This is a genomic window from Falsiroseomonas frigidaquae, assembly GCF_012163145.1.
Classification (GTDB): Bacteria; Pseudomonadota; Alphaproteobacteria; order Acetobacterales; family Acetobacteraceae; genus Falsiroseomonas; species Falsiroseomonas frigidaquae.
This window is the reverse complement of record NZ_JAAVTX010000007.1, coordinates 134,345-158,665: the sequence shown is the minus strand read 5'-3', so window position 1 is coordinate 158,665 and position 24,321 is coordinate 134,345. Positions and strand designations below refer to the sequence as shown.

18 protein-coding genes are annotated in these 24,321 nt (G+C 70.1%); 3 read left to right on the top strand and 15 right to left on the bottom strand.

Features of this window, described 5'->3' with window-relative positions:
• Positions 1 to 3: 3 nt before the first annotated feature.
• The 14 genes from fabG to HB662_RS23365 form a co-directional block, all read right to left on the bottom strand.
• A complete protein-coding gene (gene fabG / locus HB662_RS23430) occupies positions 4 to 729 on the bottom strand; it encodes a 3-oxoacyl-ACP reductase FabG (protein WP_168053447.1) in 726 nt (241 codons plus the stop codon).
• Positions 726 to 1,151, bottom strand: coding sequence for a phosphotransferase (locus HB662_RS23425; RefSeq protein ID WP_209443456.1), 426 nt, complete (start codon positions 1,149 to 1,151; stop codon positions 726 to 728). Before HB662_RS23425 ends, fabG begins: the two co-directional genes overlap by 4 nt.
• Positions 1,151 to 1,936 carry a beta-ketoacyl synthase chain length factor gene (locus HB662_RS23420; protein WP_168053443.1) on the bottom strand — a complete coding sequence of 262 codons (786 nt, stop codon included), beginning with the start codon at positions 1,934 to 1,936 and terminating at the stop codon, positions 1,151 to 1,153. The genes HB662_RS23425 and HB662_RS23420 overlap by 1 nt, the downstream gene beginning before the upstream one ends.
• Complete coding sequence (locus HB662_RS23415; RefSeq protein ID WP_245185853.1) at positions 1,933 to 3,117, bottom strand: beta-ketoacyl-ACP synthase; 1,185 nt, start codon at positions 3,115 to 3,117, stop codon at positions 1,933 to 1,935. The genes HB662_RS23420 and HB662_RS23415 overlap by 4 nt, the downstream gene beginning before the upstream one ends.
• Positions 3,114 to 5,426: an MMPL family transporter gene (locus tag HB662_RS23410; RefSeq protein WP_168053441.1), complete on the bottom strand. Its 2,313-nt coding sequence runs from the start codon at positions 5,424 to 5,426 to the stop codon at positions 3,114 to 3,116. The genes HB662_RS23415 and HB662_RS23410 overlap by 4 nt, the downstream gene beginning before the upstream one ends.
• Positions 5,423 to 5,986 carry a LolA-related protein gene (locus HB662_RS23405; RefSeq protein WP_168053439.1) on the bottom strand — a complete coding sequence of 188 codons (564 nt, stop codon included), beginning with the start codon at positions 5,984 to 5,986 and terminating at the stop codon, positions 5,423 to 5,425. The genes HB662_RS23410 and HB662_RS23405 overlap by 4 nt, the downstream gene beginning before the upstream one ends.
• On the bottom strand, positions 5,983 to 6,903 hold the full coding sequence (locus HB662_RS23400; RefSeq protein WP_168053437.1) for an LpxL/LpxP family acyltransferase: 921 nt from the start codon (positions 6,901 to 6,903) through the stop codon (positions 5,983 to 5,985). Before HB662_RS23400 ends, HB662_RS23405 begins: the two co-directional genes overlap by 4 nt.
• Positions 6,885 to 7,172 carry a beta-hydroxyacyl-ACP dehydratase gene (locus tag HB662_RS23395; RefSeq protein WP_168053435.1) on the bottom strand — a complete coding sequence of 96 codons (288 nt, stop codon included), beginning with the start codon at positions 7,170 to 7,172 and terminating at the stop codon, positions 6,885 to 6,887. The genes HB662_RS23400 and HB662_RS23395 overlap by 19 nt, the downstream gene beginning before the upstream one ends.
• Positions 7,169 to 8,497, bottom strand: a complete 1,329-nt coding sequence (locus HB662_RS29815) for an AMP-binding protein (RefSeq protein WP_168053433.1) — start codon at positions 8,495 to 8,497, stop codon at positions 7,169 to 7,171. The genes HB662_RS23395 and HB662_RS29815 overlap by 4 nt, the downstream gene beginning before the upstream one ends.
• A complete protein-coding gene (locus HB662_RS23385) occupies positions 8,487 to 8,984 on the bottom strand; it encodes a COG4648 family protein (protein ID WP_168053431.1) in 498 nt (165 codons plus the stop codon). The genes HB662_RS29815 and HB662_RS23385 overlap by 11 nt, the downstream gene beginning before the upstream one ends.
• 2 nt (positions 8,985 to 8,986) lie before the next feature.
• Entirely contained in the window at positions 8,987 to 9,280 is a 294-nt protein-coding gene (locus tag HB662_RS23380; protein WP_280865362.1) for a phosphopantetheine-binding protein, read from the bottom strand.
• Positions 9,281 to 9,410: 130 nt separating this feature from the next.
• Positions 9,411 to 10,250 (bottom strand): MipA/OmpV family protein, encoded by an 840-nt coding sequence (locus HB662_RS23375; protein ID WP_168053429.1) that lies wholly within the window; start codon positions 10,248 to 10,250, stop codon positions 9,411 to 9,413.
• Positions 10,247 to 10,927 carry a class I SAM-dependent methyltransferase gene (locus HB662_RS23370; protein WP_168053427.1) on the bottom strand — a complete coding sequence of 227 codons (681 nt, stop codon included), beginning with the start codon at positions 10,925 to 10,927 and terminating at the stop codon, positions 10,247 to 10,249. Before HB662_RS23370 ends, HB662_RS23375 begins: the two co-directional genes overlap by 4 nt.
• A complete protein-coding gene (locus tag HB662_RS23365) occupies positions 10,924 to 11,661 on the bottom strand; it encodes a class I SAM-dependent methyltransferase (RefSeq protein ID WP_245185852.1) in 738 nt (245 codons plus the stop codon). Before HB662_RS23365 ends, HB662_RS23370 begins: the two co-directional genes overlap by 4 nt.
• A gap of 74 nt (positions 11,662 to 11,735) precedes the next feature.
• On the opposite strand from HB662_RS23365, the gene HB662_RS23360 reads away from it, so the two are divergent.
• Together HB662_RS23360 and HB662_RS23355 are read left to right on the top strand one after the other, a co-directional pair.
• Complete coding sequence (locus tag HB662_RS23360) at positions 11,736 to 12,527, top strand: lysophospholipid acyltransferase family protein (RefSeq protein ID WP_168053423.1); 792 nt, start codon at positions 11,736 to 11,738, stop codon at positions 12,525 to 12,527.
• Positions 12,524 to 13,294, top strand: coding sequence for a glycosyltransferase family 2 protein (locus tag HB662_RS23355; RefSeq protein WP_168053421.1), 771 nt, complete (start codon positions 12,524 to 12,526; stop codon positions 13,292 to 13,294). The genes HB662_RS23360 and HB662_RS23355 overlap by 4 nt, the downstream gene beginning before the upstream one ends.
• On the opposite strand, the gene HB662_RS23350 is transcribed toward HB662_RS23355, so the two are convergent.
• On the bottom strand, positions 13,260 to 14,084 hold the full coding sequence (locus HB662_RS23350; RefSeq protein WP_209443455.1) for a polysaccharide deacetylase family protein: 825 nt from the start codon (positions 14,082 to 14,084) through the stop codon (positions 13,260 to 13,262). The genes HB662_RS23355 and HB662_RS23350 overlap by 35 nt on opposite strands.
• Positions 14,085 to 15,202: 1,118 nt before the next feature.
• Here HB662_RS23350 and HB662_RS29425 point away from each other — a divergent pair.
• Positions 15,203 to 23,557 carry a DUF4347 domain-containing protein gene (locus HB662_RS29425; protein ID WP_168053419.1) on the top strand — a complete coding sequence of 2,785 codons (8,355 nt, stop codon included), beginning with the start codon at positions 15,203 to 15,205 and terminating at the stop codon, positions 23,555 to 23,557.
• Positions 23,558 to 24,321 lie beyond the last annotated feature (764 nt).

The window sequence follows — 24,321 nt, the reverse complement described above, 5'->3', positions numbered from 1 at the left end:
GCGTCAGCCCAGGCCGCCGCTCACGGCGATGGTCTGCCCGCTGATATAGCCGGCACGCCCGGAGGCGAGGAACCCGACCAGCTCCGCCACATCCTCCGGCCGCCCAGCCTTCTTCGCCGGCACCAGTTCGGCGATGCGGGCCGGGGACAGGGCGCTGGCGACGGCCGGGCTTTCGATGATGCCGGGCGCCACCGTATTCGCCGTGACTCCGCGCGACGCATATTCCAGCGACACCGACTTCACCGCGCCGATCAACCCCGCCTTCGCCGCCGCGTAGTTCGACTGGCCGCGGTTGCCGAGCAGGCCGGAGATCGAGGAGATCGCGATGACGCGGCCCCAGCGCGTGGCGATCATCGGCAGGATCAGCGGGCGCAGCGCGGCGAAGAAGCCGTTCAGCGAGACATCCACCACGCTCCGCCACTGATGCTCCGACATGCCGGCCAGCGGCACGTCGTCATGCGTGCCGGCATTGTGGACCATGATCTGCACCGGGCCGCCGACCAGCAGCGCCTCCAGGCAGGCGGCGGTGGCCGGCATGTCCGTCAGGTCGCAGGCGAAGGCGCAGGCCTGGCCGCCGCCGGCCTCGATCTCGGCGGCCAGCGCCTGCGCGCGCTCCAGCCCTGCATGGGCGTGGATCAGCACCTCGTGCCCATCGGCGGCGAGGCGGCGGCAGATGGCGCTGCCGATCGGGCTGGCACCGCCGGTCACCAGGGCGCGACGCGGTGTCATGCGGCGGCCGACAGGATGATGGCGGCCCGGCCGTGCAGCAGCGCCGCCCCGTCATGGGAAATGGCGAAGCGGTAGATGAAGCCGCCGGATTCGGCGACCAGCGCCGTCGCCTCGATGTGCAGCGGGCCCGGCAGGTGGTCGAGCCGCGTGACCTCCAGCGCCACCTCGCGCAGGCTGCTGACGAAGCCGACCGGCTGCGCCGCGCCGGCGGTCAGCGCGCCATGCAGCGCCATCGCCTGCAGTGCGAACTCCAGGCCGCAGATGGCCGGCAGCAGCCCATCCCGCCGCAGCGGGTTCGCCACGTCCCGATGACGATCCGTCTCGCACTGGATGGAGGTGGCGTCCCAGCCCAGGGCGCGGTCGAGCAGGCACATGGCGCCCTGGTGCGGCACCAGCCGCGCGATGGTGGCGTGGTCCGGCATCAGCATGGCGTCACGCGCAATTCCAGATGGGCGTCGGGCAGCAGCGGCAGGTGGATCTGCGCCGCCCGGCGCGCGGCCAGCGCGCGCAGCAGGGGCAGGGCGCGGGCGGCGGGATTGGCGGGGGCGAGGGCATCCAGCGCATCGGCGGGTACCGGATCAGGCGCCGCTTCGGCGACGTAGCGCAGTTCCAGCAGGGCCTCCGATGCCTCGGCCGTCGGGCGCAGCAGGCAGGCGCAGGCGAAGGGCAGGGCGGTGGTCCGCAACCCGGACAGCGGCGCGGCCATCGGCGTGTCGTAGGCCACCAGCAGCACCGGCCGCCCGCGTGTCGCCACCGCACCCATCGCCGCCAGCAGCCCGGCCGCGAAGGCCCCGTCATGCCCGCCCAGGCTGACGGAGGGCATCGTGGAGCCCACGGCGATATGCCAGTAGCCCGCCGCCGCATTGTGCACCGAGTTGTGGAACAGCGTCGGCGAGACCACCCCCTCCGGCTCGTGCAGCGCATCCAGGATCCCGCCGATCACGGCGCCATCGCCGTTGCCGCTGGCGAAGACGGTTTCGAAGACGGCGCGATCCGGCTCGGCCTCGGTCGCCTCGGAGGCTGCGGCGAGGGCGAAGCGCACCGTGGCGCTGGCGCGGCGGCGGTCGCCGGGGGCCAGGATGGCGGGTGCCGGCGGCAGCGCCTCGGCCATGGCCCAGGGTGCGCTGCCGGCCAGGATCGGCCGGCTCGCCGCCCAGCCGGCCAGGCCGGGGCCGAAGACGGAGACGGCGCCAAGGAAAGCCTTCATCCGCGGCCGATCACCAGGCTGCAATTGCTGCCGCCGAAGCCGAAGGAATTGCTCATCACCCGCCGCAGCGTGGTGTGGCGGTTGGCGGTGGCGACATCGCTGCGGAATTCCGGGTCCGCGGCTTCGATGCCGAGGCAGCCCGGCACCAGGCCATCCTCCAGGCAGATCGCGGCGAGCAGCGCCTCGATGGCGCCGGAGGCACCGAGCGCGTGGCCGGTCCAGCCCTTGGTGGAACTGCACGCCACGCCATCGCCGAAAACATGGTGCATCGCACGGTCCTCCATGGCGTCGTTGGCCCGCGTGCCGGTGCCGTGCAGATTGACGTAGTCGACCTCGCTTGCCGCCAGCCCGGCGGCGGCCAGTGCCGCGCGCATGGCGCCGACCGCGCCGAGACCCTCCGGGTGCGGGGACGACATGTGGTGCCCGTCGCTGCTCGCGCCGGCGCCCAGCAGCAGCGGTCCTGGCGCCGCATCCGGCCGTTCCAGCAGCACCAGCCCCGCCGCCTCGCCAATGCTGATGCCGTCGCGATCCCCGGCGCAGGGGCGGCAGGGGCCGGCGCTGAGCAGTTCGAGCGAGGCGAAGCCATGCAGGGTCAGGCGGCACAGGCTGTCCACCCCGCCGGCCACCGCCGCATCCACCACCCCGGCCGCGATCAGTGTGGCCGCCTCCATCATCGACCGGGCGCCGGAGGTGCAGGCGGTGGAGACCGCGAGGGCCGGGCCGCGCAGGCCGAGGCGCGCGCGGATATAGTTCGGCAGCGCCTGCAGATCATGCGTGCGCGCATAGTCGAAGCCGGAAGGCAGGTTCCGCGTGCCGGAGGGGCGGGCGGCATAGGCCTGCTCGGTGCATTCGATTCCGGCGGTGCTGGTGCCGACCACCACGGCGATCCGCTCCGCGCCATGCCGCCGCACCGCGGCCGCGACCGCCTCGGCGAACCCGTCGCTGCGCAGCGCCAGCTCGGCCAGGCGGTTGTTGCGGCAATCATAGGCGGCGAGTTCCGGTGGCGGCGCAGCCTCCGCCAGACCCGCCACCGCGCCGGTCCAGATCCCGGCCGGCGCGCCGGGGAAGGTGTTCGGCGCCAGGCCGCCGCGCCGCGCATGCAGCGCCGCGCGCATCGGGGCGATACCGGCGCCGAGCGCCGAGACGGCGGTGCCGGCGCTGATCCGCAGGGGCCACATCATGTGCGGGAGATCGGCCGCGCCAGGGCCAGCGCCAGCACGAAGGCGGCGGCGACGCCGGCCGCGACGGTCAGGCCGATGCCGTGCAGGACCGGCGTGGCGCACAGCGACAGCAGGCCGAAGGTCAGCAGGGTGGATACGGCGCAGTTCAAGACGGCCCCCGCGGCATCGTCGCCGGAGTTGGAAACATGGGTGGCGAGGAACAGGGCATAGTCGATGGCGAGACCTGCGAGCAACAGCAGGGCGGCCAGGTGGAACAGGCTGATCGCTTCGCCCGCCAGGGTCAGCACCGCCAGCGCCACCAGCACCGCGCCGATGATCGGCGCCGCCACCGGAATGGCGCGGCGGGCGCTGCCGAGGCCGAGCGCGAGCAGCCCGGCCACCAGCACCCCGCCGGCCAGCGCCCAGCCCAGTGTCGCGCGGCCATAGCCGGCCAGCAGGCGCTCCATCTCCAGCTTCACGTCGAGGAACAGCACCCCCGGCAGGTCCAGCGCTGCGGCGGCGGCTTCGAGCGCCAGGGGATCGGCGACGCCGGTGGCCGGCGCGAGGCCCCAGATGGCGTCGCCATGCCGGGTCACCAGCGGGTCGAGCCGCGCGGCGATGGTCGGTGCGCCGGCGGCGAGCGCGGCGGCGTCCAGCAGCGGCAAGGCGCGGCTGGCCTCGACGGCTTCGGTGAAGCGGCGGAAGGCGGTGTCGCGGAAGGGCAGGCCGGTGCCCGCCGCCCGCAGGGCCGCCTCCAGCGTGGCGGTCTCCGGCAGGGCGGCCTGGCGGGCGCGCTGCGTGGCCGGGCTGGGCAGGTAGCGGCTGGGCAGGTCGAGCCCCCGCAGTAGGCCGCGCGCCACCAGCGGCTGCACGGCGACGGCCAGCGCCTCGGACAGGCGCAGCATCTCGGCCTCGGAGGCGGCGGGGCCAATGACGAAAAGGCTGCGCACATCCGGGGCGCCGAGCTGACGGCGCAACTCGCCATCCAGCGCCTGCTGCGCCGCGGGCACCGGGCTGAGCGCTGCGAGGTCACGCTGCGCCGATGGGCCGCCGGTGGCCAGCAGAACCAGGGTGGCCAGCGCCAGCACCGCCAGTGCCACCAGGCGTCGGCCACGCAGCGCGGCCAATGCCGCCTGCACCGTGGCGGGCAAAGGCCGCGCCGCAATCCGCGCATTCGCCGGCACCAGCCGCGGCAGCAGCCAGCGCGTGGTGGCCGCCGCCGCCAGCAGGCCGACGCCGCCGAACACCGCGGTCTGCACCAGCCCCGGCAGGCCGGAGCCCAGCATGGCCAGCAGCCCCGCCGCCGCGGAGCCCGCCGCCAGCCGCAGCGTCGGCCAGATCCGCGCGGCCGCCGCGCCCAGCGATTCCTCGCCCCGGCGCAGCGTCAGCAGCAGCAGCGGATAATCCACCGCGACGCCGAGCATGGTCACGCCGAAGCCGAGCGCGATGGCGTGCACCTGGCCGTAAAGCGCGATCGTCGCCGCATAGCCCGCCACCAGTGCCGCCAGCAGCGGGACCGCGACCAGCGCCAGGAGCAGGCCGGAGCGGAAGCGCCAGAACAGGAAGGCCGCGAGCAGCAGCGTGGCGGCGAGGCTCACCTGCGTCACGTCGCGCTCGATGCCCGCGGCGGCCTCGGCCGCGAAGACGCCGGGGCCGCTGAGCAGCAGGCGGGCACCGGGCGGCGGGTTGGCGGCGGCGAAGGCGGTGCGGAAGGCGGCCATCGCCGCGCGCTGCGCCGGGGCATCCAGCCCGGCGCCGTGGCCGCGGGCCACCAGCAGCGCGCGCAGCGGATCGCCTGGCCCCGACTGGGGCGCGAACCAGGCGCCATCCACCGTGGCGACGCGGGTCTCGCCAAGCCAGGTCGCGGCAAGACCCAGGAAGGTGCCGGTCGGGTCGGCGAAGCCGTAGCGCGCCAGCAGCGGCGCGGCGGCGGAGCGCAGCCCGTCGAGCAGCGCCTCCAGCTTCGGGCGCAGGCCGCCGGCGCTGAAATCGGCCTCGGCCAGCAGGTAGCGATGGCGGAACAGGAAGTCCTGCTCGGCCTCCCCCAACGCGACGGAGCCATCGCCGACGAAGGCGAACTTGCCCGAGCCGCGCAGCCCCGCCGCCGTCTCGCGCGAGATACGGGCCAGTTCCGCGCGCGGCGCACCCTCGATGGCGGCCAGCAGCAGGGTGGTGGCGGCGCCGGATTGCAGTTCGCGGAACAGGAAGCGCGTCGCCGGGGTCTCGCCCGGCGGCAGGAACTCCGCGAGGTCGGCGCGCGGCGGCGCCAGCCAGGCCAAGGCGCCACCCATCCCGGCCAGCAGCAGCAGCACCGCCAGGATACGGGTCACGATGCGGGCATGATCCGCATGCGGGTGACGCCGCCGCCGCCCTCGGTGTCCACGCCGCGCAATTCGGATCCCTGGCCCGTGATGGTGATGCGCTGCACCGCGGTGCGCAGCCGCAGCGAGGCGGGCGTCAGCACCAGGGTCCATTCGGCCGGCGTGCCGCTGAAGGACACCTCGTAGTGCTGGCGCAGGGCGGGCAGGTCGCCGGCGAGCGTGGCGCGGATGGCTTCCACCAGCGCCGCCATCTCGGGCTGCTCGCCGAGTGCGAATTCGCGCTGCACGGCGCGGTCCCGGCGCTCATAATGCAGCCGGCCGCCCTGCACCGCGAGGAACTCGTCGATCGGCCAGGTGGTGTGCTTCTCGAGCCGGTCCGGCGCGACCCACAGCAGCGTGCCCTCATTCGGCAGGCCGATGTCGAGTTCCGGGATCACCTTGTCCTCGGTGAAGCGGGATCGCCTTTGCTTCACTGCGGCCAAGCTGCGCATCACCTGCTGCAGCGGATCCTGCCCGAGGGCCGGCCCGGCCAGCGGCAGCAACAGCAGCGCGCGGCGGAGCGGCCTCATGGCGCCTGCCAGAACGGGTAGAAATTGAACCAGTTGGTGGGATGCGCCCGGCACATCGCCTCCAACTCGCGTGCATAGGCCTCGACGGAGGCCGCGACGGCGGCCTCGCGCCCGGCGCGGCCCGCCGGTGCGACGCGCTCTGCGAACTCCCGGAAGATGATCTCGTAGCGGCGCGTGCCGGTGCGGATGCCGAAGGCGAGCAGCACGGGCACACCGAGCACCGCGGCCAGCAGATGCGGCCCGGTCGGCAGCGGCGCAGGGTGGCCGAGGAAGTCGGCGAGATGCAGGCGCTGGCCGGCCGGCGCGCGATCCGCCAGCAGGCCGACCAGACCGCCGCGCTCCAGCACTTCCCGCACCCGCAGCATCGAATCAGGGCTGCCGAGGGGGATGATGGCCGCGGCGCGGCCGGCGCCGCCCAGCGTGTCGAACACCGCCTTCACCCGCGTCGCATTCGCCTCATGCATCAGGATCGAGACTTCCACCGGGCAGCCGGCATCGGCGATGGCGCGCAGCGCCTCGAAGCTGCCGAGATGGGCGCCGAACAGCAGGCAACCCTGGCCCGCCTCGACCCGGGCGCGCAGGGCATCGAGCCCCTGCACGGTGATGCTGAAGTCGCCGGTGCGGCCGGAGGCGAGCCAGACGCGGTCGAGGATGGTCGCGGCGAAGGTGAAGTACAGCGTCCACAGATCGGCGAGGCGCGCGGGCCGGCCGAGCGCGCGGTCCAGATACTGCCGCGCCGAAGCCCGTTGCCGCGGCGAGAAGGCCAGGAAATAGGCGGTGATCGGATAGAGCAGGACATGGCCGGCGCGCCAGCCCAGGGTGCGGGTGATGCCGATCATCACGCGCAGCCAGAAATTGTTGCCGCGCTCCGGCGCGCGCACCCATTCCGACTGCGGGTTCAGGGCGGCGTCGGCCATCCCAGCTCCCCCAGCAGGACCGTGGTGTCGCCGCGGCGGCAGGTGAAGGCGAGGCGATCGGCGCCGCGCGGGTCGAGCGTGATCTCGACCTCCTCGCCCGGCAAAACCGGTGCCGGGAACTTGGCGCGCAGAAGGCGCGTCGGCGGGTGCTCCCGGAACTTCGCCGCGGCCTGCAGCACAGCGTCCAGCAGCAGCACCCCGGGCACGATGGGGCGGCCGGGGAAGTGGCCGGGCAGGGCGGGATGGTCGGGCAGGATGCGGAAGATCATGGCTCCTCCCGCACCATCTGGCGCAGCGCCTGGTGCGGCAGCTTGCCCAGGTGGTCGCGCGGCAGGGCGGCAACCATCTCGAGCCGGCGCGGCAGGAAGGCCGGCTCGAGCCGGTCGCGCAATGCGCCGAGTATCTCCGCCGCGGTTCGTCCGGGCGCCACCACGATGGCCGCCAGGCGCGCCGCGGGATTGCGCTCCAGGTCGCGCGGCGCGAGGAAGACGCCATCCACCACGCCCGGCACGGCGGCCAGCACGCGGTTGAGCTCCGCCAGCGAGGCGCGCTTGCCGCCGAGCTTCACCAGATCGGCGATGCGGCCGAGCAGCCGGAACCGCCCATTGCCCACGGCTTCGAGCGCATCGGACAGAGGTACCGGGCCAAGGCCGGGGATCTCGGCCAGGCTGGGCGTGTCGGCAAACCCGGGGCGGAGGATGATGCCGTCATAGGGCAACCAGTCTTCCTCATGGGCACTGCGGCGGCTCGCCATGGATCCGGCTTCGGTGGCGCCGTAGATTTCCAGCATCGGCGCGTGCCACTCGCGCTCCACCGCCTCCGCCATTTCGCGCGACAGCGGGGCGGTGGCGGAGATGACGGCGGCCAGGTCGGGCGGCCGGCGGGTCTCCGCCAGCAGCACGCGCAGATGCAGCGGCGTGGTGATCAGGATGCGGCGCGGCGGCACGGCATCCAGCGCATCCAGCACGTCGCAGGGAAAGAAGCTGGCGCCGGCATGGATGGCGAGCCGGGCGTGCAGCGGCAGCATCAGCGTCGTCTCGAAGCCGTACATGTGCTGCGGCGGCACGGTGGCGACCAGGCTGCTGGGCGGGCCGTCCTGCGCGCGCAACCCGAAGCGCGCGGCCGCGGCGGCGGCGCCCAGCACCAGCGCGCCCCAGGGCTTCAGGTGCGCCGTGGGCGCGCCGGTGGAGCCGGATGTGAAGGCGATGGCGGCGATCCGGTCCGCGGGAATGGCGGGCGCGACGACCGTACGGTGCACGGGCGCCAGATCGACCTCGAACACCGGCAGCGAAGCCCCGGAGCGGTGTGCGTCAGGCTGCTGTGCATCGGTCAGGATATAGGTGCCCGCTGCTGGAGCCTCGCCGGCGGCGCCCGTCCTGCCGAGCAGCGTCGGGTGGCCGCGCCACAGCGCCGCGGCGAAGGCAACCAGCGCGGCGTAGCGATCGGTGCAGGTGTTCACTGCCTGGCCCTGGTCCGGCAGGCGCTCGGCCAGCGCGGCGGCCTGTGCCAGGAAGCCGCCCACGGTGATCGCGGCGCCATCCCGGTGGCAGATCACCTCCGCCGGATCACGCGCTGTCAGCAGGTCAGGCGGCATGATGGGCCAGGATGGCGCGGAAGGTGCGCCAGGGATTGGCGCGGCCCAGCTCCGGCAGGCGATGGGTCCGAACCGCATGCTCGCCGAGGAACAGCGCCAGGCAAGCCACGGTCTGCAGCAGGGACAGGTCCGCCGTCGTCCACCAGCCGAACACCGCCAGCGCGTGCAGCAGGGCGAAGCCGGTCAGGAGCCAGCACCAGAACGCGGTCAGTGCTCTTGTGTAGGCTTCGCCATGGCTGGGCAGCCCTGCCTCGTCGCAGCGGGCGTAGCGGGTGATCAGGGGAACCTGGCCCGGCCGCAGCGTCAATCCGAAGCGCAGCGCCACCGCAAGGTTCACCAGCACCGCCACCAGGGCAGGCCCGTGCTGGCCGGCAAACGACAAGGCAACGCCGGCCAGCAGGATTTCCGCCGATACGGCCAGCAGCCACAGCGTGGACCCGACCAGCAGCCTTCGTGCCGGCAATCGCGGCGCGCGTGCCGGCATCACGCTCAGCGGGTCCGGTGCCCGGCGATATGCGCGGCCAGGCTGCGCAGCGAGGCGAAGATCCGATGGTTGCGCTCATCGTCCGAGCGCAGCTGCACGCCGTAGGCTTTCGACACCGCCAGGGCGAGTTCCAGCGCATCGATGGAATCGAGGCCGAGGCCGGCGCCGAACAGCGGCGCCTCCGGCGCGATGTCGTCCGCTGCGACCTCAAGCGACAGGGCGGCCACGATCAGCCGTGCCAGGTCGGCTTCCAGCACCAGGTCGGGCTCTGCTGCCACCGTCGTGCCCATCATGCTCATCAACAGCTCCAGCCCATGAACGCGTCGAACCCAAATTATAGATCAGCCATCCGCACGATCAGGAACACAAATTCGGAATTAATGCCGCAGGATGAGATAGCAGGGCCGCCACGAAGCCGGCAACAGGTGGCTAGTCATAGGGTTCTGCGCCAGACGCAACTGTCGTCTCGCTGCGGTACAGCGAAACCGATATCCCACCGACCAGAGTCACGTTCCATTCCGACCGGAAGAGCGGACTTTCCGCATTTGCGGCACCAGAAAAATTCTCCACGCGCCCCCCGGTGGTGAGGGAAATCCGGTCGGTCAGCGGCAGCCGGTAGGAGAATTGCATCCGCATGCCAAGATAGCCGCCTTCCGCCGCATAGGCCGGGCGATCCGGACGCGCCTCGCTCGGCCGCACGCGATACCAGTAGTCCATCAGCCCGCCGGTGGCGAAGACCGGGCCCAGCCCGATCCGGGCGCGGCTGCCGGCCTGGAACAGGTCGCTCCGTTCGACCGAAGCCTCCGGCGCGAAGACGAAGCCGCGATGGCGGATGCGGGAGAAATCCGTAGTGAAGGCGGCGCGCACGGGCGCCTCCAGCACGATGCGCGTCAGCCGCGCCGTATCCCGCCAGGCGACCCAGCGGAGCGAGGGCCCGATCTCGCCCATCGGGTCGAGATCCTCCATGCCGGACCGCGCCCCGCTGCCCGATTCGCTGCCGAGCGCGCCATTGGCATTGAAGGTCAGTTCCAGGTCGGCGGAGCGGTACAGACGGCCCCGCAAACCGCGCTCGTCGCTCTGCAGGATCTCGCCGCGATAGATCAGCCAGGGCAGCGCCAGGGCGCGCGGATCGGACCGGTCGGCGGCGGGGTAGTCCGGCAGCAGGCCGCCGCCCAGTAGGACGCCGGCCTCCAGCAGCGGGCGGCGGATTTCCTGGGCGGAGGCGGGCAGGGCGGCCAGCAGGCAGGCACAGGTCAGCAGATGCTTCACGTGGGCTCGCGCTCCGCCAGCAGCATGACGTTGGGCAGCGGCGTCCAGCCCCAGCAGGGTGTGACGCTGGTCCGGAAACCCGCTACCCGCAGCGGCGCCGCCAGTTCGGCCAGGGGCAGCGGGCGGAAAGCGGAGCCATCCCGCCTCAGGCGGCGCCCGGCTTCCTCCATGGTGCGACCGAGGCCGGCGCGCCAGCCACAATCCGGGTCGAAGGCGCGGATGACGATGCGGCGCCGGGCGGCGGCGGCCATGCGCGCGATCAGGCCGCGCTGGGCCGCCTCCGGCATCTGCAGCAGCACATCGAAGATCAGTGCCGTGTCGCATTCCGGCACCGCGGCGCGGCCGAGGTCTGCCACCGCGAAATCCGCCGGCAGGCCGGTGCTGGCCCGCCGGGCATCGGCGATCTTGCCGGGGTCAAGGTCCAGCCCATGCACCGCCTGCGCCAGCCCCGCGGTGAGCAGCGCCAGCCCGACCTGGCCGCGGCCGCAGCCGAGGTCCGCCACCACGCCGAAGCCACGGGCCTCCCGCGCCAGGCGCAGGATGGCCGGCGTCGCCGGGTCCGTCAGCAGCTTGCCGCGGACGAAATTGCGCGCGTAGCGGGATGCGCCGCCATAGCGCGCGGTGACCTGGCCGGTCAGGGCCAGAAGGCCGGGCACGGCCGTGCCGGAGCCACTCATGCGGCGCAGCGTGCGGTATAGGCGCGCATCATGCCGAGTTCGGTGGCGCAGCCCACCTGTTCCAGCCCCGCCCCGCCAAGCTGGGCCAGGATCTCGGCCGGCGGCACGCAGGCCTCGATCGTGTCCCAGTAGTAGCGCATCAACGTCGCGGAGCCGCTGCCGGACAGGCGGCTCACCGCCGGCACCACGGCGCCCATGTAGCCACGCAGCAGGGCCTGGGCGATGCGGCCTTCCGGGCGTGCGATCTCCAGCACCACGACCCTGCCACCGGGGCGCAGCACGCGGCGGAACTCCGTGAACAGCGCGCCGAGGTCGGCGACGTGGCGCAGCGCGTATCCCATGCTGATGAAGTCGAAGCTGCCATCGGCGAAGGGCAGGGCTTCGGCCCGCGCCTGCACCAGCGTCAGGCCGAGTTGCCGGCGCGCCACGGCCAGCATCCCCTCGCTGAGGTCGAGCCCGATCAGGTCCTGCGTGCCACCGAGAATGGATGCAGCCTCCCGCGCCACCAGCCCCGTTCCGATGGCGACATCGAGCATCCGCGCGCCGGGTGCCAGCCCGGCCTGGCGCAGCGCGCGGCGGCGGTACCAGGCACCCGATCCGAGTGCGAAGGCGGCGTTGATACGGTCATAGGATCCGGCGGTGCGGTTGAAGAGATTTCGTACGAAATCGGAACGTTCCGATGAAGACGAATAGTAGTCCAGCAGCGGGGCGTGCGGTGGCGCGGGTTCTGTCATTCTGGGCTGCTGGACTGTTTCACGAAGCATCCTGTAACCTGCAATCCTTGGATTCACCACGCGGCGGCAGAACAATGACAAAGATCGAGGCCGCGGTCCAACAGACCAGATCACCGCCGCGCCAGGGCTGGCTCCTCGCCGCCTACTACCGTATCGCCTTCTATTTCTGCGTTCTGGTCTGGCTGCTGAGCTGCCTCGCCTGGAGCCTACCGGCACTGCTGCTCGTCCGCATCGTACCCAAGCGGCCGGGTGAGCGGATCGGCCAGTTCATGATCATGCTGGGGTTTCGCTGGTTCCTGTTCGTCATGCGGGCCACCGGCGTGCTGCGCGTGGACCTCAGCCCGCTGGATGTGCTGCGCCGGGATGGCGGCCTCGTCATCGCGCCGAACCATCCGACCATGCTGGACGCGGTGCTCATCATCTCCCGCCTTCCGCGCGTGGTCTGCATCACCAAGGCATCGCTGTGGAGCAGCTGGACGCTCGGCGGCGGCATCCGCATGGCGGGCTACATGCCGAACGATGCCCCGCTGCCGATGATCCGCCGTGCCGGGGAAGCCGTGCGCGGCGGCAGCCAGTTGCTGATCTTCCCGGAGGGATCGCGCACCGGGCGGCCTCCGGTCGATCGGCTGCACCGCAGCTTCGCGCTGATGGCACGCGCGGCGCAGGCCCCGGTGCAGGCGCTGCTGATCGAGGCCGACAGCCCCTATCTCAGCCGTGGCTGGCCGCTGTTCCGGCGCCCGGTGCTTCCCCTGGTCTATCGCATCCGCCTCGGGGAGCGTTTCGAGGTGGGGGAGAATACGGAGGATTGCGTGGCGCGACTGGAACGTCATTTCCGCGCCGAGCTGCCACCGAGGCAACCGGCTTGACGCCGCAGGCCGACCCGCATCGCCTGGTCCTGATCCCCAGCTACAACACCGGCGCCACGCTGGTGGAGACGGTGCGCGCCGCGCGGGCCGCCTGGGCGCCGGTCTGGGTGGTGGTGGATGGCAGCACGGATGGCAGCGATGCCCTGCTGCGCGAGGCGACCCGGGCCGACCCGCAGGTGCGGATCATCACCCTTCCACGCAACGCCGGCAAAGGTGCCGCTGTGCTGGCGGGGATGGTGGAGGCCCAGGCGGCGGGCTTCACCCATGCGCTGCTGATGGATGCGGATGGCCAGCACCCCGCCGACAGCATCGGCCGCTTCATGCAGGCTTCCCAGGCACAGCCGGATGCATTGGTGCTCGGCCTGCCCGTCTTCGGACCCGATGCGCCGATGCTGCGTGTGCGCGGGCGCCGGATCTCGAACTGGTGGGCGAATCTGGAGACGCTCGGAGCGGGCATCGGCGATTCCCTGTTCGGCTTCCGCGTCTATCCGATCGCACCATTGCTGCGGGTGATGCAGCGAAGCCGCTGGATGCGGCGCTTCGACTTCGACCCGGAGGCAGCCGTGCGGCTGGCCTGGAGCGGGGTGAAGCTGGTGAACCTGCCGGCCCCGGTGCGCTATCTGCGCGCGGAGGAAGGCGGCGTGTCGCACTTCAAATACGGGCGCGACAATGTCCTGCTGACGGGCATGCATATCCGGCTGATGTTCGGGATGCTGGCGCGGCTGCCATGGCTCATGCTGCGACGTCGGCGAGCGACACAGGCCTGAGTCCATCTGCCTGCAGCGCCGCCAGCAGTGCCGGCAGCACGGACAGCACAACCGGATCACCCCGCTCGTCACGCCCCGCATTGCCGTCATGCAGCAGCAGGATGTCGCGCGGGCCCAGGCCGCGAGTGAGGCTGCGCAGCACGCGTTGCGGATCGCGCCTGCTCGTGTCGTAGCCGCGACGCGTCCAGGAAACGAGGCGCAGCCCCTGTCCGGCCAGCACCGGATCCAGCAGGGGGCTGCGCAGGCCCATCGGCGCCCGGAAGAAGCGTGGCGCCGTGCCGGTGATGCCGGCGATCACATCCTGCGCCTGGCTGACCTCTCGTCGCAGCGCCCAGAGGCCGCGGGCGGCGAAGCTGGCGGGATGCGTCTGCGAATGGTTTTCCACCGTGTGGCCACGGGCCAGGATCTCGCGCAGCAGGGCAGGGTGGCGCGCCGCGCGGGCGCCGATGACGAAGAAGCTGGCGCGTGCCTGCGCAACATCCAGCAGGTCCAGCACCCGCGGCGTCACCACCGGATCCGGACCATCATCGAAGGTCAGCGCAACCTGAGCGGCCCCGGCGATGGGGAGCCGCACCAGGTTGGGGCCGAGGAACCTGCCGCGCGGGTGCATCGAAGCCGTCAACGTCGCGTGGTTCAAGGCAATCAACGCCAGGATCTGCGGCCACAGCATCGGCTGCGCGCAGGCGGCGGCGGCGGCGAGACCGTGCAACCACAGCGAGGCACGCGGCAGTGCTGCGGGTCGCCAGATCCGCAGGCTGGCGAGCACCGAGGGGTGTGGAGTGGGGGGCACGCCGTTCGCTCCTCAGGCGCTTCAGTCACCGGGCTCATTCCACGAGCCAGGACCTCGCAATAGCAGTCAGCCGGGCGGCGCTGAAGAAGATGGTGACGCGACGTGAACGGGCGGCCTCATGCCGACCTCCGCCCGGCCGACCGGTCGGGTGCGCCTGAAACGCCAGCGCATCACGGCGGTGGTCGCCGGGTCGCCCTCTGCAGCGGCACCGAAGCCTTCGCGCCTGCGCGACGACGATCAGCAGTGCTCCTCGGTCGCGTTTTGGCGGTGATCATCAGCGTCTGACTGCGCAATGGTTAACTTCCTTGATCGCTGCGTGATCTATCTGACCCGGAGTGGTTGGCAAAAGGCGCGACCGATGTGGATGTCAGAAGATCAGTCCCGGTGCGGATCCGAGGCACGGTGGTCCGCGCGCCGCGATGTACGCGAAGTGGTTTCCGATTATCGGACCAGTCCTGCTGACCAAGCGGGGGCGACACAGGCGTCCCGCTTCGCGCCGGCAAACAGGACATACTCCACGAATACGCATCGATACGATATCGGTTATTGTAGGCAGCGAATATTGTAGGCGATCTGTATTGAAGTATAGTTGATTGCTTACGGCGAAAGTCAATGCTGTGTCATATCGACAGCCTGATCGCATAGATGCCGCCGAAGCTGCTCGCTTCCGCCCGCTCCTCCATTCAGGATCGCTGGCCGGCACAGGCATGTTGGGCCTGACGCGCCCCATCTGGCCATTCCACGCCACCGTCCCGGGGTGGGTTCTTCAGATTCCAGGTGGGCTCGGCGCCAGCCTCGCGCTCGCAGGCGATCAGTCCTGCACCACCTTCCTCGCCGGCGTGACCACGCGCAGGACCGCCCTGGGCCCGATCGGGCAGGGCGGGTCATTTCTGCAATGCGGCGCAGCAGCGCCTGAACGCCAACCCGGAGTTTCGCCGGGAGGCTGCACCCCCATCGAGGGGCCGGAGCAAGTCTCCGACCTCGCCCCGCTGCCAGGCCGTCGCCGGCACGGGATCTCCAACCGCAGCGACATCACCGAACGTGCGGCGCTCGCCCTGCCTCATCAGGGTTCCGGGACCGCTTCATCGCCTGCCGCAACGAACAAGAGAGCCAGAAACATGTCCGATATCCAAGCCGATACCTGCACCAATTCCTGCCAGTCCGGGGCAGACCATTCTGCCGGTGCGGCGAGGCAGGCCGTGGCCGTCATCGACTGCGCGGTGTCCGGGTGGCAGAGCCTGCGCGATGCGCTGCCCGCCGGGATCGAGGCGATCCTGATCCAGCCGGGCCAGGACGGCCTGGCCGCCATGGTCGCGGGCCTGTCCGGCCGCCACGGCATCGCCGCCCTGCACATCCTCAGCCACGGCTTCGCCGGCGGGATGCAGCTGGGCAGCACCACGCTGGACCGTGCGGCGCTGCCGGCGCGGCGGGCGGAGCTCGCCAGCATCGGTGCCAGCCTGGCGGCCGATGGCGACATCCTGATCTACAGCTGCTCGGTCGCCAGCGGCGCCGGCGAGGCCTTCCTCGAGGATCTGGCGGAGATCACGGGCGCCGATCTGGCCGCGTCGCGCAGCTTGACCGGTGCGGCGGAACTGGGCGGCAACTGGGACCTGGAGTGGACCCGCGGCGTGGTGGCGACGCAGGCGCTGCGCATCGAGACGTTCAGTGGCGTGCTGCTCGGTGGGCCGATCTACTCCAGCACGACGGCATATGTCGGCGAGGAATTCCTCACGCTGGCCTTCGACAGGGAGCTGGATGCCGCCAACCCGCCGGAAATCTCCGCCTTCCTCCTGGGGATCAACGGGACCAACAGGGCTGTTTCGGCGGTGGAGGTGGTCGGCAGCACGGTGAAGGTGACCTTCAGCGGTGCTCTGACGGCCGGCGACGTCATCGACATCACCTATAGCGATCCGAGCGGCGGCAATGATGCCTATGCGATCCAGGACACGGATGGCGAAGATGCCGAGACCGTCAACCCTGTCTACACCGTCCTGGGCCCCCGGCCTCTCACCTTCGAAACTGCCGAGGTGAATGGTCAGTTCCTGACGCTGACCTATCCTGAAGCGCTTGCCTCCCTGCCTGCGGCAAACGCCGGCAACTTCATTGTCATGGTCGAGGGTAACCCCGTTACGGTGAACAGCGTCCTGGTCGATGGACCTGCCGGGACGGTCACCCTGGTCCTGGACCAGGCGGTCGTGACTGACCAAATCGTTTCAGTCGCCTACAACGATCCGTCCGGCTCGAATGATACCTATGCGATCCAGACCCCGGATGGCATGGACGCCGCCAGTATCGGCCAGACCAACGTGCTGAATGTCACGGTGGTGCCGACCGGCCCGACGCCGCCCGTTGCGACGGCGAACGCGTTCCGCGGAACCGCAAGCGATGCGGCTTCCACCGCCGTTGCGGTATTCCAGGATGTGACCGTCGATGTGGTGGATAGCGACCAGCTGATCACCGGCATGGTGCTGAAGGTCCATCAGATTGCAGGGGCCGGCGAAATACTGACCATTAATTCGGTCCCCTACGCCCTGGCCACGCAGAGCGGTTCCTCTGGACCATTCGCCTACGACGTGAACCTCACCGCCGGCGTCGCAACCATCACGCTGACCGGCCTGGCGCTGACCGCGGCCGATGCGGTTACATTCATCGAGGGAATCACCTACACGAACAGCACCGGTGCGCTCAGCGCCGGCGAAACCGCCGTACGGCCGATTGTCCTCGAATCGATCACCGATGACGGCCCCGTCGACTTCAACACCACCCAGGTGAATCTCGTCGGCACCGTCACCATCGCCGACAGCGCCGCACCCAACTACGCCCTGACGGCAACGGCTATCGATCCGACCATCACCTTCGAGCCGGGTACGCCGCAGCAGGTGGAGTTTCTGATCAGTGTGGACCAGGGCCTCAGTCTGGTCGGCTCCATGGTCACCATCACGCCGAGCTTGCCGGAGGGTTGGAGCTACAGCGACTTCGCGCTTTACGAGGTCAACCCTGCAACCCTTTCGGAGACTGCCGGCTCGATCACCGGAATCATTGCCGCCAACACGCTCTACAAGGCGGTCTTCAACGTCACCAGTTCCGGCACGGATAATGGCGGCAGCTTCCCGGTCAGCATCGTCGCCACCGCCGCGGGCTTCGACGTCAATACCGCCATGCGCTCGGCCAGCGCCATGGTGACGGTCGAACCGGCAGATGAGGTGCCGACGCTGGTCGCGACCGGCGGGACGCCGGATTTTGTCGGCGGCGCCACCGACCCTGTGGATCTGTTCAGCGCTGTCACCGCCAGCGTGGTGGATGTAGGGCAGGTCTTCACCTCCCTGCAGTTCACTGTCTCCGGCATCGTGGATGCCAACGAGACGATCGTAATCGAAGGCGTGGACGTGCTGCTGGCGGCTGGCACCACCGTCCTGCTTCCGGGCCTGGGTGTCAGCGGCGGCGACGCCGGGGTTTCGGTCGCCGTGAGCAACGGCACCGCCACCATCGACGTGACCGGCCTTGCCCTGGACAATACCGCCATGGGCAGCCTGGTCGACGCGCTCGGCTACAAGAACCTCACCAGCAACGCCACGATCGGCGACCGCGTCATCACCGTCACGCAGCTGGTCGATGACGGCGTCAACGCCACCGGCACCATCACCGGCATCAGCGCCACGGTCACGGTGACGGATGAGACCCCGCCGACGGTGGTCTCGATCGAACGGCAGACTCCCACGGATGAAGCGACGAATGCGGATGTCCTGGTCTGGCGGGTGACGCTTAGCGAGGCGGTCCAGAACATCGACGCGTCCGACTTCACGGTGACCGGGACTACTGCGACCGTGACGAACGTCGTCTCCGCCGGTGGCAATGCCTATGACGTGACGGTTTCGGGCGGCGACCTGGCCACCGTGACGGCCGATGTGACGCTGTCCTTCGCGGTGCTGCAGAATATCGAGGATCAGGCAGAGCAGACCTTTGCTGACGTGACGCCGACGGGTGACGATGAAAGCACCTATACGGTGGACAACACGCCCCCCGCCGTGCCGGCATTCACGGGCATCGAGGTGAACGAGGGCTCGCTCATCCTTTCCGGAACGGGCGAGGCGGGCGCTACGTTGGTGCTGCGCCCGCTGGGCGGCGGGTCGGAGACGGCGACGCTGGAAATTGGCCAGGACGGCAGCTGGAGTACGCCGGTGCTGCCGATTGGGCTCGGCATGGGCCTGAACATGTTCGACATTCTGTCGCGTGATGCGGTGGGCAATGAATCGGCGGTCGCGACCGGTGTCGCGCAGTTCCAGAACGATGCCCCCGCAGCCCTGCTCGAGGGCGGCACGGGCAACGACGTTCTGCTCGGCAATGTCGGCGCCGACACGCTCGAGGGCGGGGCAGGCGCCGACTGGATGAACGGCGCTGGCGGCGTGGACACCGCCGACTATTCGGCATCGACGGGCGCGGTGCAGGTCGATCTCTCGACGGGTACGGGGACGGGTGGCGACGCCGAGGGTGACACGCTCGTTGGTATCGAGAACCTGGTGGGCTCGGCGGAAGGCGACGTTCTGACCGGCGACGGCGAGATCAATGTGCTGTCCGGCGGCGCTGGCGACGACACGCTGAATGGCGGGGCTGGCGATGACACGCTGATGGGCGGCCAGGGGGACGACGCCATCTATGGTGGCGAGGGCTTCGACATCGTCGACTACAGCGCCGAGGAGGGCGAGCTCGATGTCGATCTCGACGACGGCGATGCCGATGTTGATTATTTGGGATATGATGATGACGACGACCTCTACTCGATCGAGGGGGTCATCGGCACGAACAACGATGACACACTGCGGGGCAGCGACGTAGCCAACCTGCTGGATGGCGGCGAAGGTGATGACCGCTTCTACGCAACGCTGGGCGCAGACACGCTGATCGGCGGCGATGGCATCGACCAGGTGCGCTACACCGGGAGCAACTTCGATGCGGGCGTGGTGATCTCGCTCGATCCGCTGCAGCAGAGCGGTGGCGCAGCGGCGGGCCATGTACTGACGGAGATCGAGCATGTCGTCGGCTCGAGCGGCGATGACTGGGTCATCGGTGATGTCAGCGGTGTCGGGAGCAATGTCGACAACGTCTTCGAGGGCAGGTCTGGTGACGACATCCTGGATGGAGGCTTCGGCGACGACACGCTGATCGGCGGCGACGGCAATAACCTGCTGCTGGGCGGCGAGGGCAACGACACGGCGGTCTACGAAGATCGGGAACAGGTGATCGAGGTTCGCCTCGACCTTGGCTACATCGAGCATGGCGGCGGCACCGACGAGGTGGTCTCCATCGAGAATGTGGTCGCCGGCATCGGCAACGACCTGATGATCGGTGACGCCGCTGACAACGTCTTCGAAGGCGGCGATGGCAACGACACGCTGGAAGGCGGCATCGGCAACGACCAGCTGATCGGCGGTGAAGGCACCGACACGGCCAGCTACGCCAATGCCAAGTCCGGCGTGACCGCGGCGCTCGGCAATTTCCAGATCGGCGGTTTCGGCATCCAGGCGAACTACTCCCCCAATACGGGTGAGGCGCTTGGCGACACCTATGACAGCATCGAGAACCTGACGGGATCGGTCTTCGCCGATGCGCTGTATGGCAATGCCGAGGACAATGTCCTGCGTGGCCTGGCCGGTTCCGACGCGCTGTACGGCGGGGAAGGCAACGACACGCTGGAAGGCGGCGTCGGGATGGACGCCATGCATGGCGGCGATGGCTTCGACATCGCGAGCTACGAGAATGCCGCCTCGGCCGTCAATGCCTCGCTGGTGAGCTTCCGCAACTCGGCAGGCTTCGGGGCGACGGATGAGTCGGGCCGCGACAGCTACAACTCCATCGAAGGCCTGCGTGGGTCTATCTATTTCGATGCGTTGACCGGCAATGACGGGGACAACCTGCTGCAGGGCCTGGCGGGCAACGACCTGCTGGTCGGCGGTGCTGGCGACGACACGATCGAAGGCGGGGCCGGCAGTGACGTCCTGTCTGGCGACGCCGGGGTCGACACGGCGTCCTACGCTTCTTCGGATGCGGCGGTGACGATCAATCTCGCCACCAGCTCGGCCAGGGGCGGCCACGCCCAGGGCGACAGCCTCGGCAGCATCGAGAACGTGACCGGCTCGGCGCATGACGACAGCCTGACTGGCGATACCGGGGCCAACCTGCTGATGGGCGGCGCGGGCAACGACACGCTGGTTGGCGGCGCCGGTGCCGATACGCTGGATGGTGGCGAAGGCTACGACACGGCGGACTACGCGACCTCCACCGACGGCGTGAAGATCGACATGCTGGATGCGTCGCAGAGCACGGGCGACGCGGCGGAGGACGTCTTCGTCAGCATCGAGAACCTGCTCGGCGGCTCGGGCAACGACACGCTGCTGGGCGACGGTCAGGCCAACCGGCTGGATGGCGGCGATGGCGACGACTTCATCAGCGGCCGCGGGACTGACGATGTCATGGGTGCGGCTGGTGACCAGCTGATCGGTGGCGCCGGCAACGACACGGTGAGCTACGAGTGGGACAGCGTCGGTGTCTTCGTCCATCTCGGCATGAACCTGGCCAGCCATGATGACGGTGACGACACGCTGAGCGGCTTCGAGAACGCGATCGGCGGCTCGGGCAACGACGACATCCATGGCAGCGCCGAAGCCAACATGCTGGGTGGCGGCGATGGCAGCGACACCCTGCAGGGCAACGATGGTGCCGACACGCTGGATGGCGGCGCGGGCAACAACAGCCTGGATGGTGGTGAAGGCAATGACGTCGTCGACTACGGCGCGGCTTCCGCCAGCAGCGTCGTGTTCAACACCAACCTGGGCGAGGTGACGCGCTACGATGGCATGAGCGTCCTCGGCGTCGACACGCTGTCGAACATCGAGACGCTGGGCGCCACGACCGGGACCAGCGACCTGATCGACGGTTCCACCGATACCCGCAGCCTGACGATCGACCTCGGCGCCGGGACCTTCGTGCCGGGCGTGGGCGAGAGCATGACGGTGACGGGCTTCGAGCATGCCGATGGCGGCTCGGCGGACGACGTGATCACCGGCTCCACCGCGGCCAACCTCCTCTCCGGTGGCGACGGCGCCGACACGCTGGCCGGCGGTGCGGGCAACGACACGCTCGATGGCGGCGACGGCATCGACACGGCGGACTACTCGGCCTCGGCCGAGGCGGTCTCGATCAACCTCGCCACGAGCACCAACAGTGGCGGCGATGCCGAGGGCGACCTGCTGGGCGCGATCGAGAACATCACGGGCTCGGCCCATGATGACCTCCTGGTCGGCGACGACGGCGCCAACCTGCTGTCTGGCGGCGCGGGCAACGACACGCTCGCCGGCGGCGGCGGTGCGGATACGCTGCAGGGCGGCGCCGGGAACGACGTGTTCCTGATCGACGCGGCGGCCGACCACGCCATCGGCGAGGTGATCAGCGGCGGCGAAGGCCTCGACGCCATCCGCTTCATCAGCGGCACGGCTTCCACGCTGAGCCTCGGCGATGTCACCGGGGTCGAGGTGGTCCTCGCCTCCGACGCCACCGGCGACCTCACCGGCACCACGGCGCTGAACATCGACGCGACCGGCCTGGCCGAGGGCGTCGAGATCGCCCTGGTCGGCAATGCCGGCAGCAACGTGCTGACCGGCAACGACAACGGCAGCAGCTGGCTGCTCGGCGGCGCCGGCAACGACACGCTGATCGGCGGGGCGGCTGCCGACACGCTGACCGGCGGCAGCGGGGCCGACCTGCTGACCGGCAATGGCGGCATCGACTGGGCGGATTACTCCGGCAGCACGGCCGGCGTCTCCGTCAACCTGAAGGACCAGGTGCAGGCGCTGGGCGATGCCCAGGGCGACACGCTGAGCGGGATCGAGAACGTCATCGGCTCCGACGGCAACGACTTCATCCGCGGCGACGCGGCCGACAACGACCTGCTGGGCGGCACGGGCAATGACTCGCTGCAGGGCTTCGAAGGCAACGACACGCTGGAAGGCGGTGCCGGCGCCGACGAACTGATCGGCGGTGCGGGCACCGACTTCGCCAGCTACCGCGCGGCGCTGGCCGGCGTGGTGGTCGACCTGACGCTGACCCGGTCGGCGGCGGGCGATGCGGTGGGCGACGTGTTCCTCAGCATCGAGAACCTGGAAGGCTCGACGCATGACGACGTGCTGGTGGGCGATGGCCTGGCCAATGCCCTGGTCGGCGGTGCTGGCAACGACACGCTGATCGGCGGCGCTGGGAAGGACATCCTGACCGGTGGCGAGGGTGCCGACGTCTTCGCCTACGGGGCGGTATCGGACAGCCTGGCGACGCCGACCGACCGCGACCTGATCACGGATTGGGGCATGGGCGACCGGATCGACCTGTCCGGCTTCGATGCCAACACCGTGCTCGGCGGCTTCCAGTCCTTCGTCTACCGGGGGGCGACCACGAACTACATGGATGCAGCGGCAGGCGAGGTGTGGACCTACGTGCTGGGTGGCAACACCTACGTCATCGCCGGTGTGGATGCGGGTGCCACCCGTGACTTCCAGATCCAGATCACCGGCGAGCACAGCCTGCAGGCCAGCGACTTCCTGGGCGTCAATGCCCTGCTGGCCGGCACTTCGGGCCGCGACGCGCTGACCGGCGGTGCCGGCAACGACACGCTGACCGGCGGTTCGGGCCGCGACACGCTGACGGGCGGCGAGGGTGCGGACCAGTTCGTCTACACCCAGGCGAGCGACAGCCTGGCGACGCCGACGGGGCGCGACGTGATCACGGATTGGGGCATGGGGGACCAGATCAACCTGTCCGGCTTCGACGCGAACACGGGCCTCGGCGGGGTGCAGTCCTTCGTCTACCGCGGTGCCACGACGAACTACACGGAAGCTGCAGCGGGTGAGCTGTGGTCCTACGTGCTGGGCGGCAACACCTACGTCATCGGCGGCGTGGATGCGGGCATCGGCCGCGACTTCCAGATCGAGATCACCGGGGTGCAAGACCTGCAGGTGAGCGACTTCATGGGTGTCGCGGGTCTGCTGGCCGGGAGCTCGGGGGATGACGTGCTGAACGGCGGGTCGGGCCACGACACGCTGAGCGGCGCGGCGGGCAACGACACGCTGTTCGGCGGGGCCGGGAAGGACATCCTGACCGGTGGCGAGGGTGCGGATGTGTTCGTCTACACCCAGGCGAGCGACAGCCGGGCGACGCCGACGGGGCGCGACGTGATCACGGATTGGAGCACGGGTGACCTGATCGACCTGTCCGGCTTCGATGCGAACACGCTGCTGGGCGGGGAGCAGTCCTTCGTCTACCAGGGCGCCACCACGAACTACATGGACGCGGCGGCGGGCGAGCTGTGGAGCTACGTGCTGGGCGGCAACACCTACGTCATCGCCGGTGTGGACGCGGGCAACACCCGCGACTTCCAGATCGAGATCACCGGGGCGCACAACCTGCAGGCCAGCGACTTCATCCTGTAGGCTGCCGACTACGGCCTCGATCCAGCAAATGCTCCGCTGGATCGAGGCCGATGGCTCCTGCCAAGGAGCCTTGCGCCCTTGGAAAGGCGGCAACTGCCAGACTGATCGCCTGGACCCCCCGGGCGGTGCCGCTGACCTACTCTCCTCAACGGGACCCACCGGAGATGAGAGGAAAGCAGCCCCCGCCCGCTGAGGGCGGGGCGGACATGCCAATCCAGGCACGATCTGCTGACGCGCCTCCGCGAGATCGACGCGTTGATGGCCGGCGCCGGCTCGGTGGGCGAGAGCGGCGCTGGAGCGGGTTACGGCACGGCTGACAGACCAGACACGGCGGGACCTGCCCTTCGCCGCAATCGCCGGTATCACCGCTTCGCAGCCCCAAGCGGCTTGTCGCCTGCCGCGGCTTCCCTCTCCCTTGGGGCACCTTCACTGGAACGCCAGGCTCCGGAAAGCGGCACCAATCCGGGCGGCGCCGTATACGTTAGGCCCTCCTGCATGGTCTGCTCGACCAGCCGGACCTTCTCTTCGGCCACACATGTATCCCTGGGGGCGCTCGGCGGCTGGTGGCCCGAGATTGGCGAGCCAAGGCGCCAGGAAGCACCAGCGGCCGGAAATTGTCCCGGGGGCGAGCAGGAGTCTTAAAGGGATGCGGCCTGGGCACCACTCCCACCCATAAGCCTGTCTTCGAGAGGGGACGCCGCCGCGCTGATACCCGGGTCGCCCCCAACCCGCGTCGGCTCCCGGTTAGGTGGGGAAGAAGTCTG

Coding starts and splice junctions, on each gene's coding strand:
- fabG (WP_168053447.1), bottom strand. CDS start 729: ATGACACCGCGTCGCGCCCTGGTGACCGGCGGTGCCAGCCCGATCGGC.
- HB662_RS23425 (WP_209443456.1), bottom strand. CDS start 1,151: ATGCCGGACCACGCCACCATCGCGCGGCTGGTGCCGCACCAGGGCGCC.
- HB662_RS23420 (WP_168053443.1), bottom strand. CDS start 1,936: ATGAAGGCTTTCCTTGGCGCCGTCTCCGTCTTCGGCCCCGGCCTGGCC.
- HB662_RS23415 (WP_245185853.1), bottom strand. CDS start 3,117: ATGATGTGGCCCCTGCGGATCAGCGCCGGCACCGCCGTCTCGGCGCTC.
- HB662_RS23405 (WP_168053439.1), bottom strand. CDS start 5,986: ATGAGGCCGCTCCGCCGCGCGCTGCTGTTGCTGCCGCTGGCCGGGCCG.
- HB662_RS23400 (WP_168053437.1), bottom strand. CDS start 6,903: ATGGCCGACGCCGCCCTGAACCCGCAGTCGGAATGGGTGCGCGCGCCG.
- HB662_RS23395 (WP_168053435.1), bottom strand. CDS start 7,172: ATGATCTTCCGCATCCTGCCCGACCATCCCGCCCTGCCCGGCCACTTC.
- HB662_RS29815 (WP_168053433.1), bottom strand. CDS start 8,497: ATGCCGCCTGACCTGCTGACAGCGCGTGATCCGGCGGAGGTGATCTGC.
- HB662_RS23380 (WP_280865362.1), bottom strand. CDS start 9,280: ATGAGCATGATGGGCACGACGGTGGCAGCAGAGCCCGACCTGGTGCTG.
- HB662_RS23370 (WP_168053427.1), bottom strand. CDS start 10,927: ATGAGTGGCTCCGGCACGGCCGTGCCCGGCCTTCTGGCCCTGACCGGC.
- HB662_RS23365 (WP_245185852.1), bottom strand. CDS start 11,661: ATGACAGAACCCGCGCCACCGCACGCCCCGCTGCTGGACTACTATTCG.
- HB662_RS23360 (WP_168053423.1), top strand. CDS start 11,736: ATGACAAAGATCGAGGCCGCGGTCCAACAGACCAGATCACCGCCGCGC.
- HB662_RS29425 (WP_168053419.1), top strand. CDS start 15,203: ATGTCCGATATCCAAGCCGATACCTGCACCAATTCCTGCCAGTCCGGG.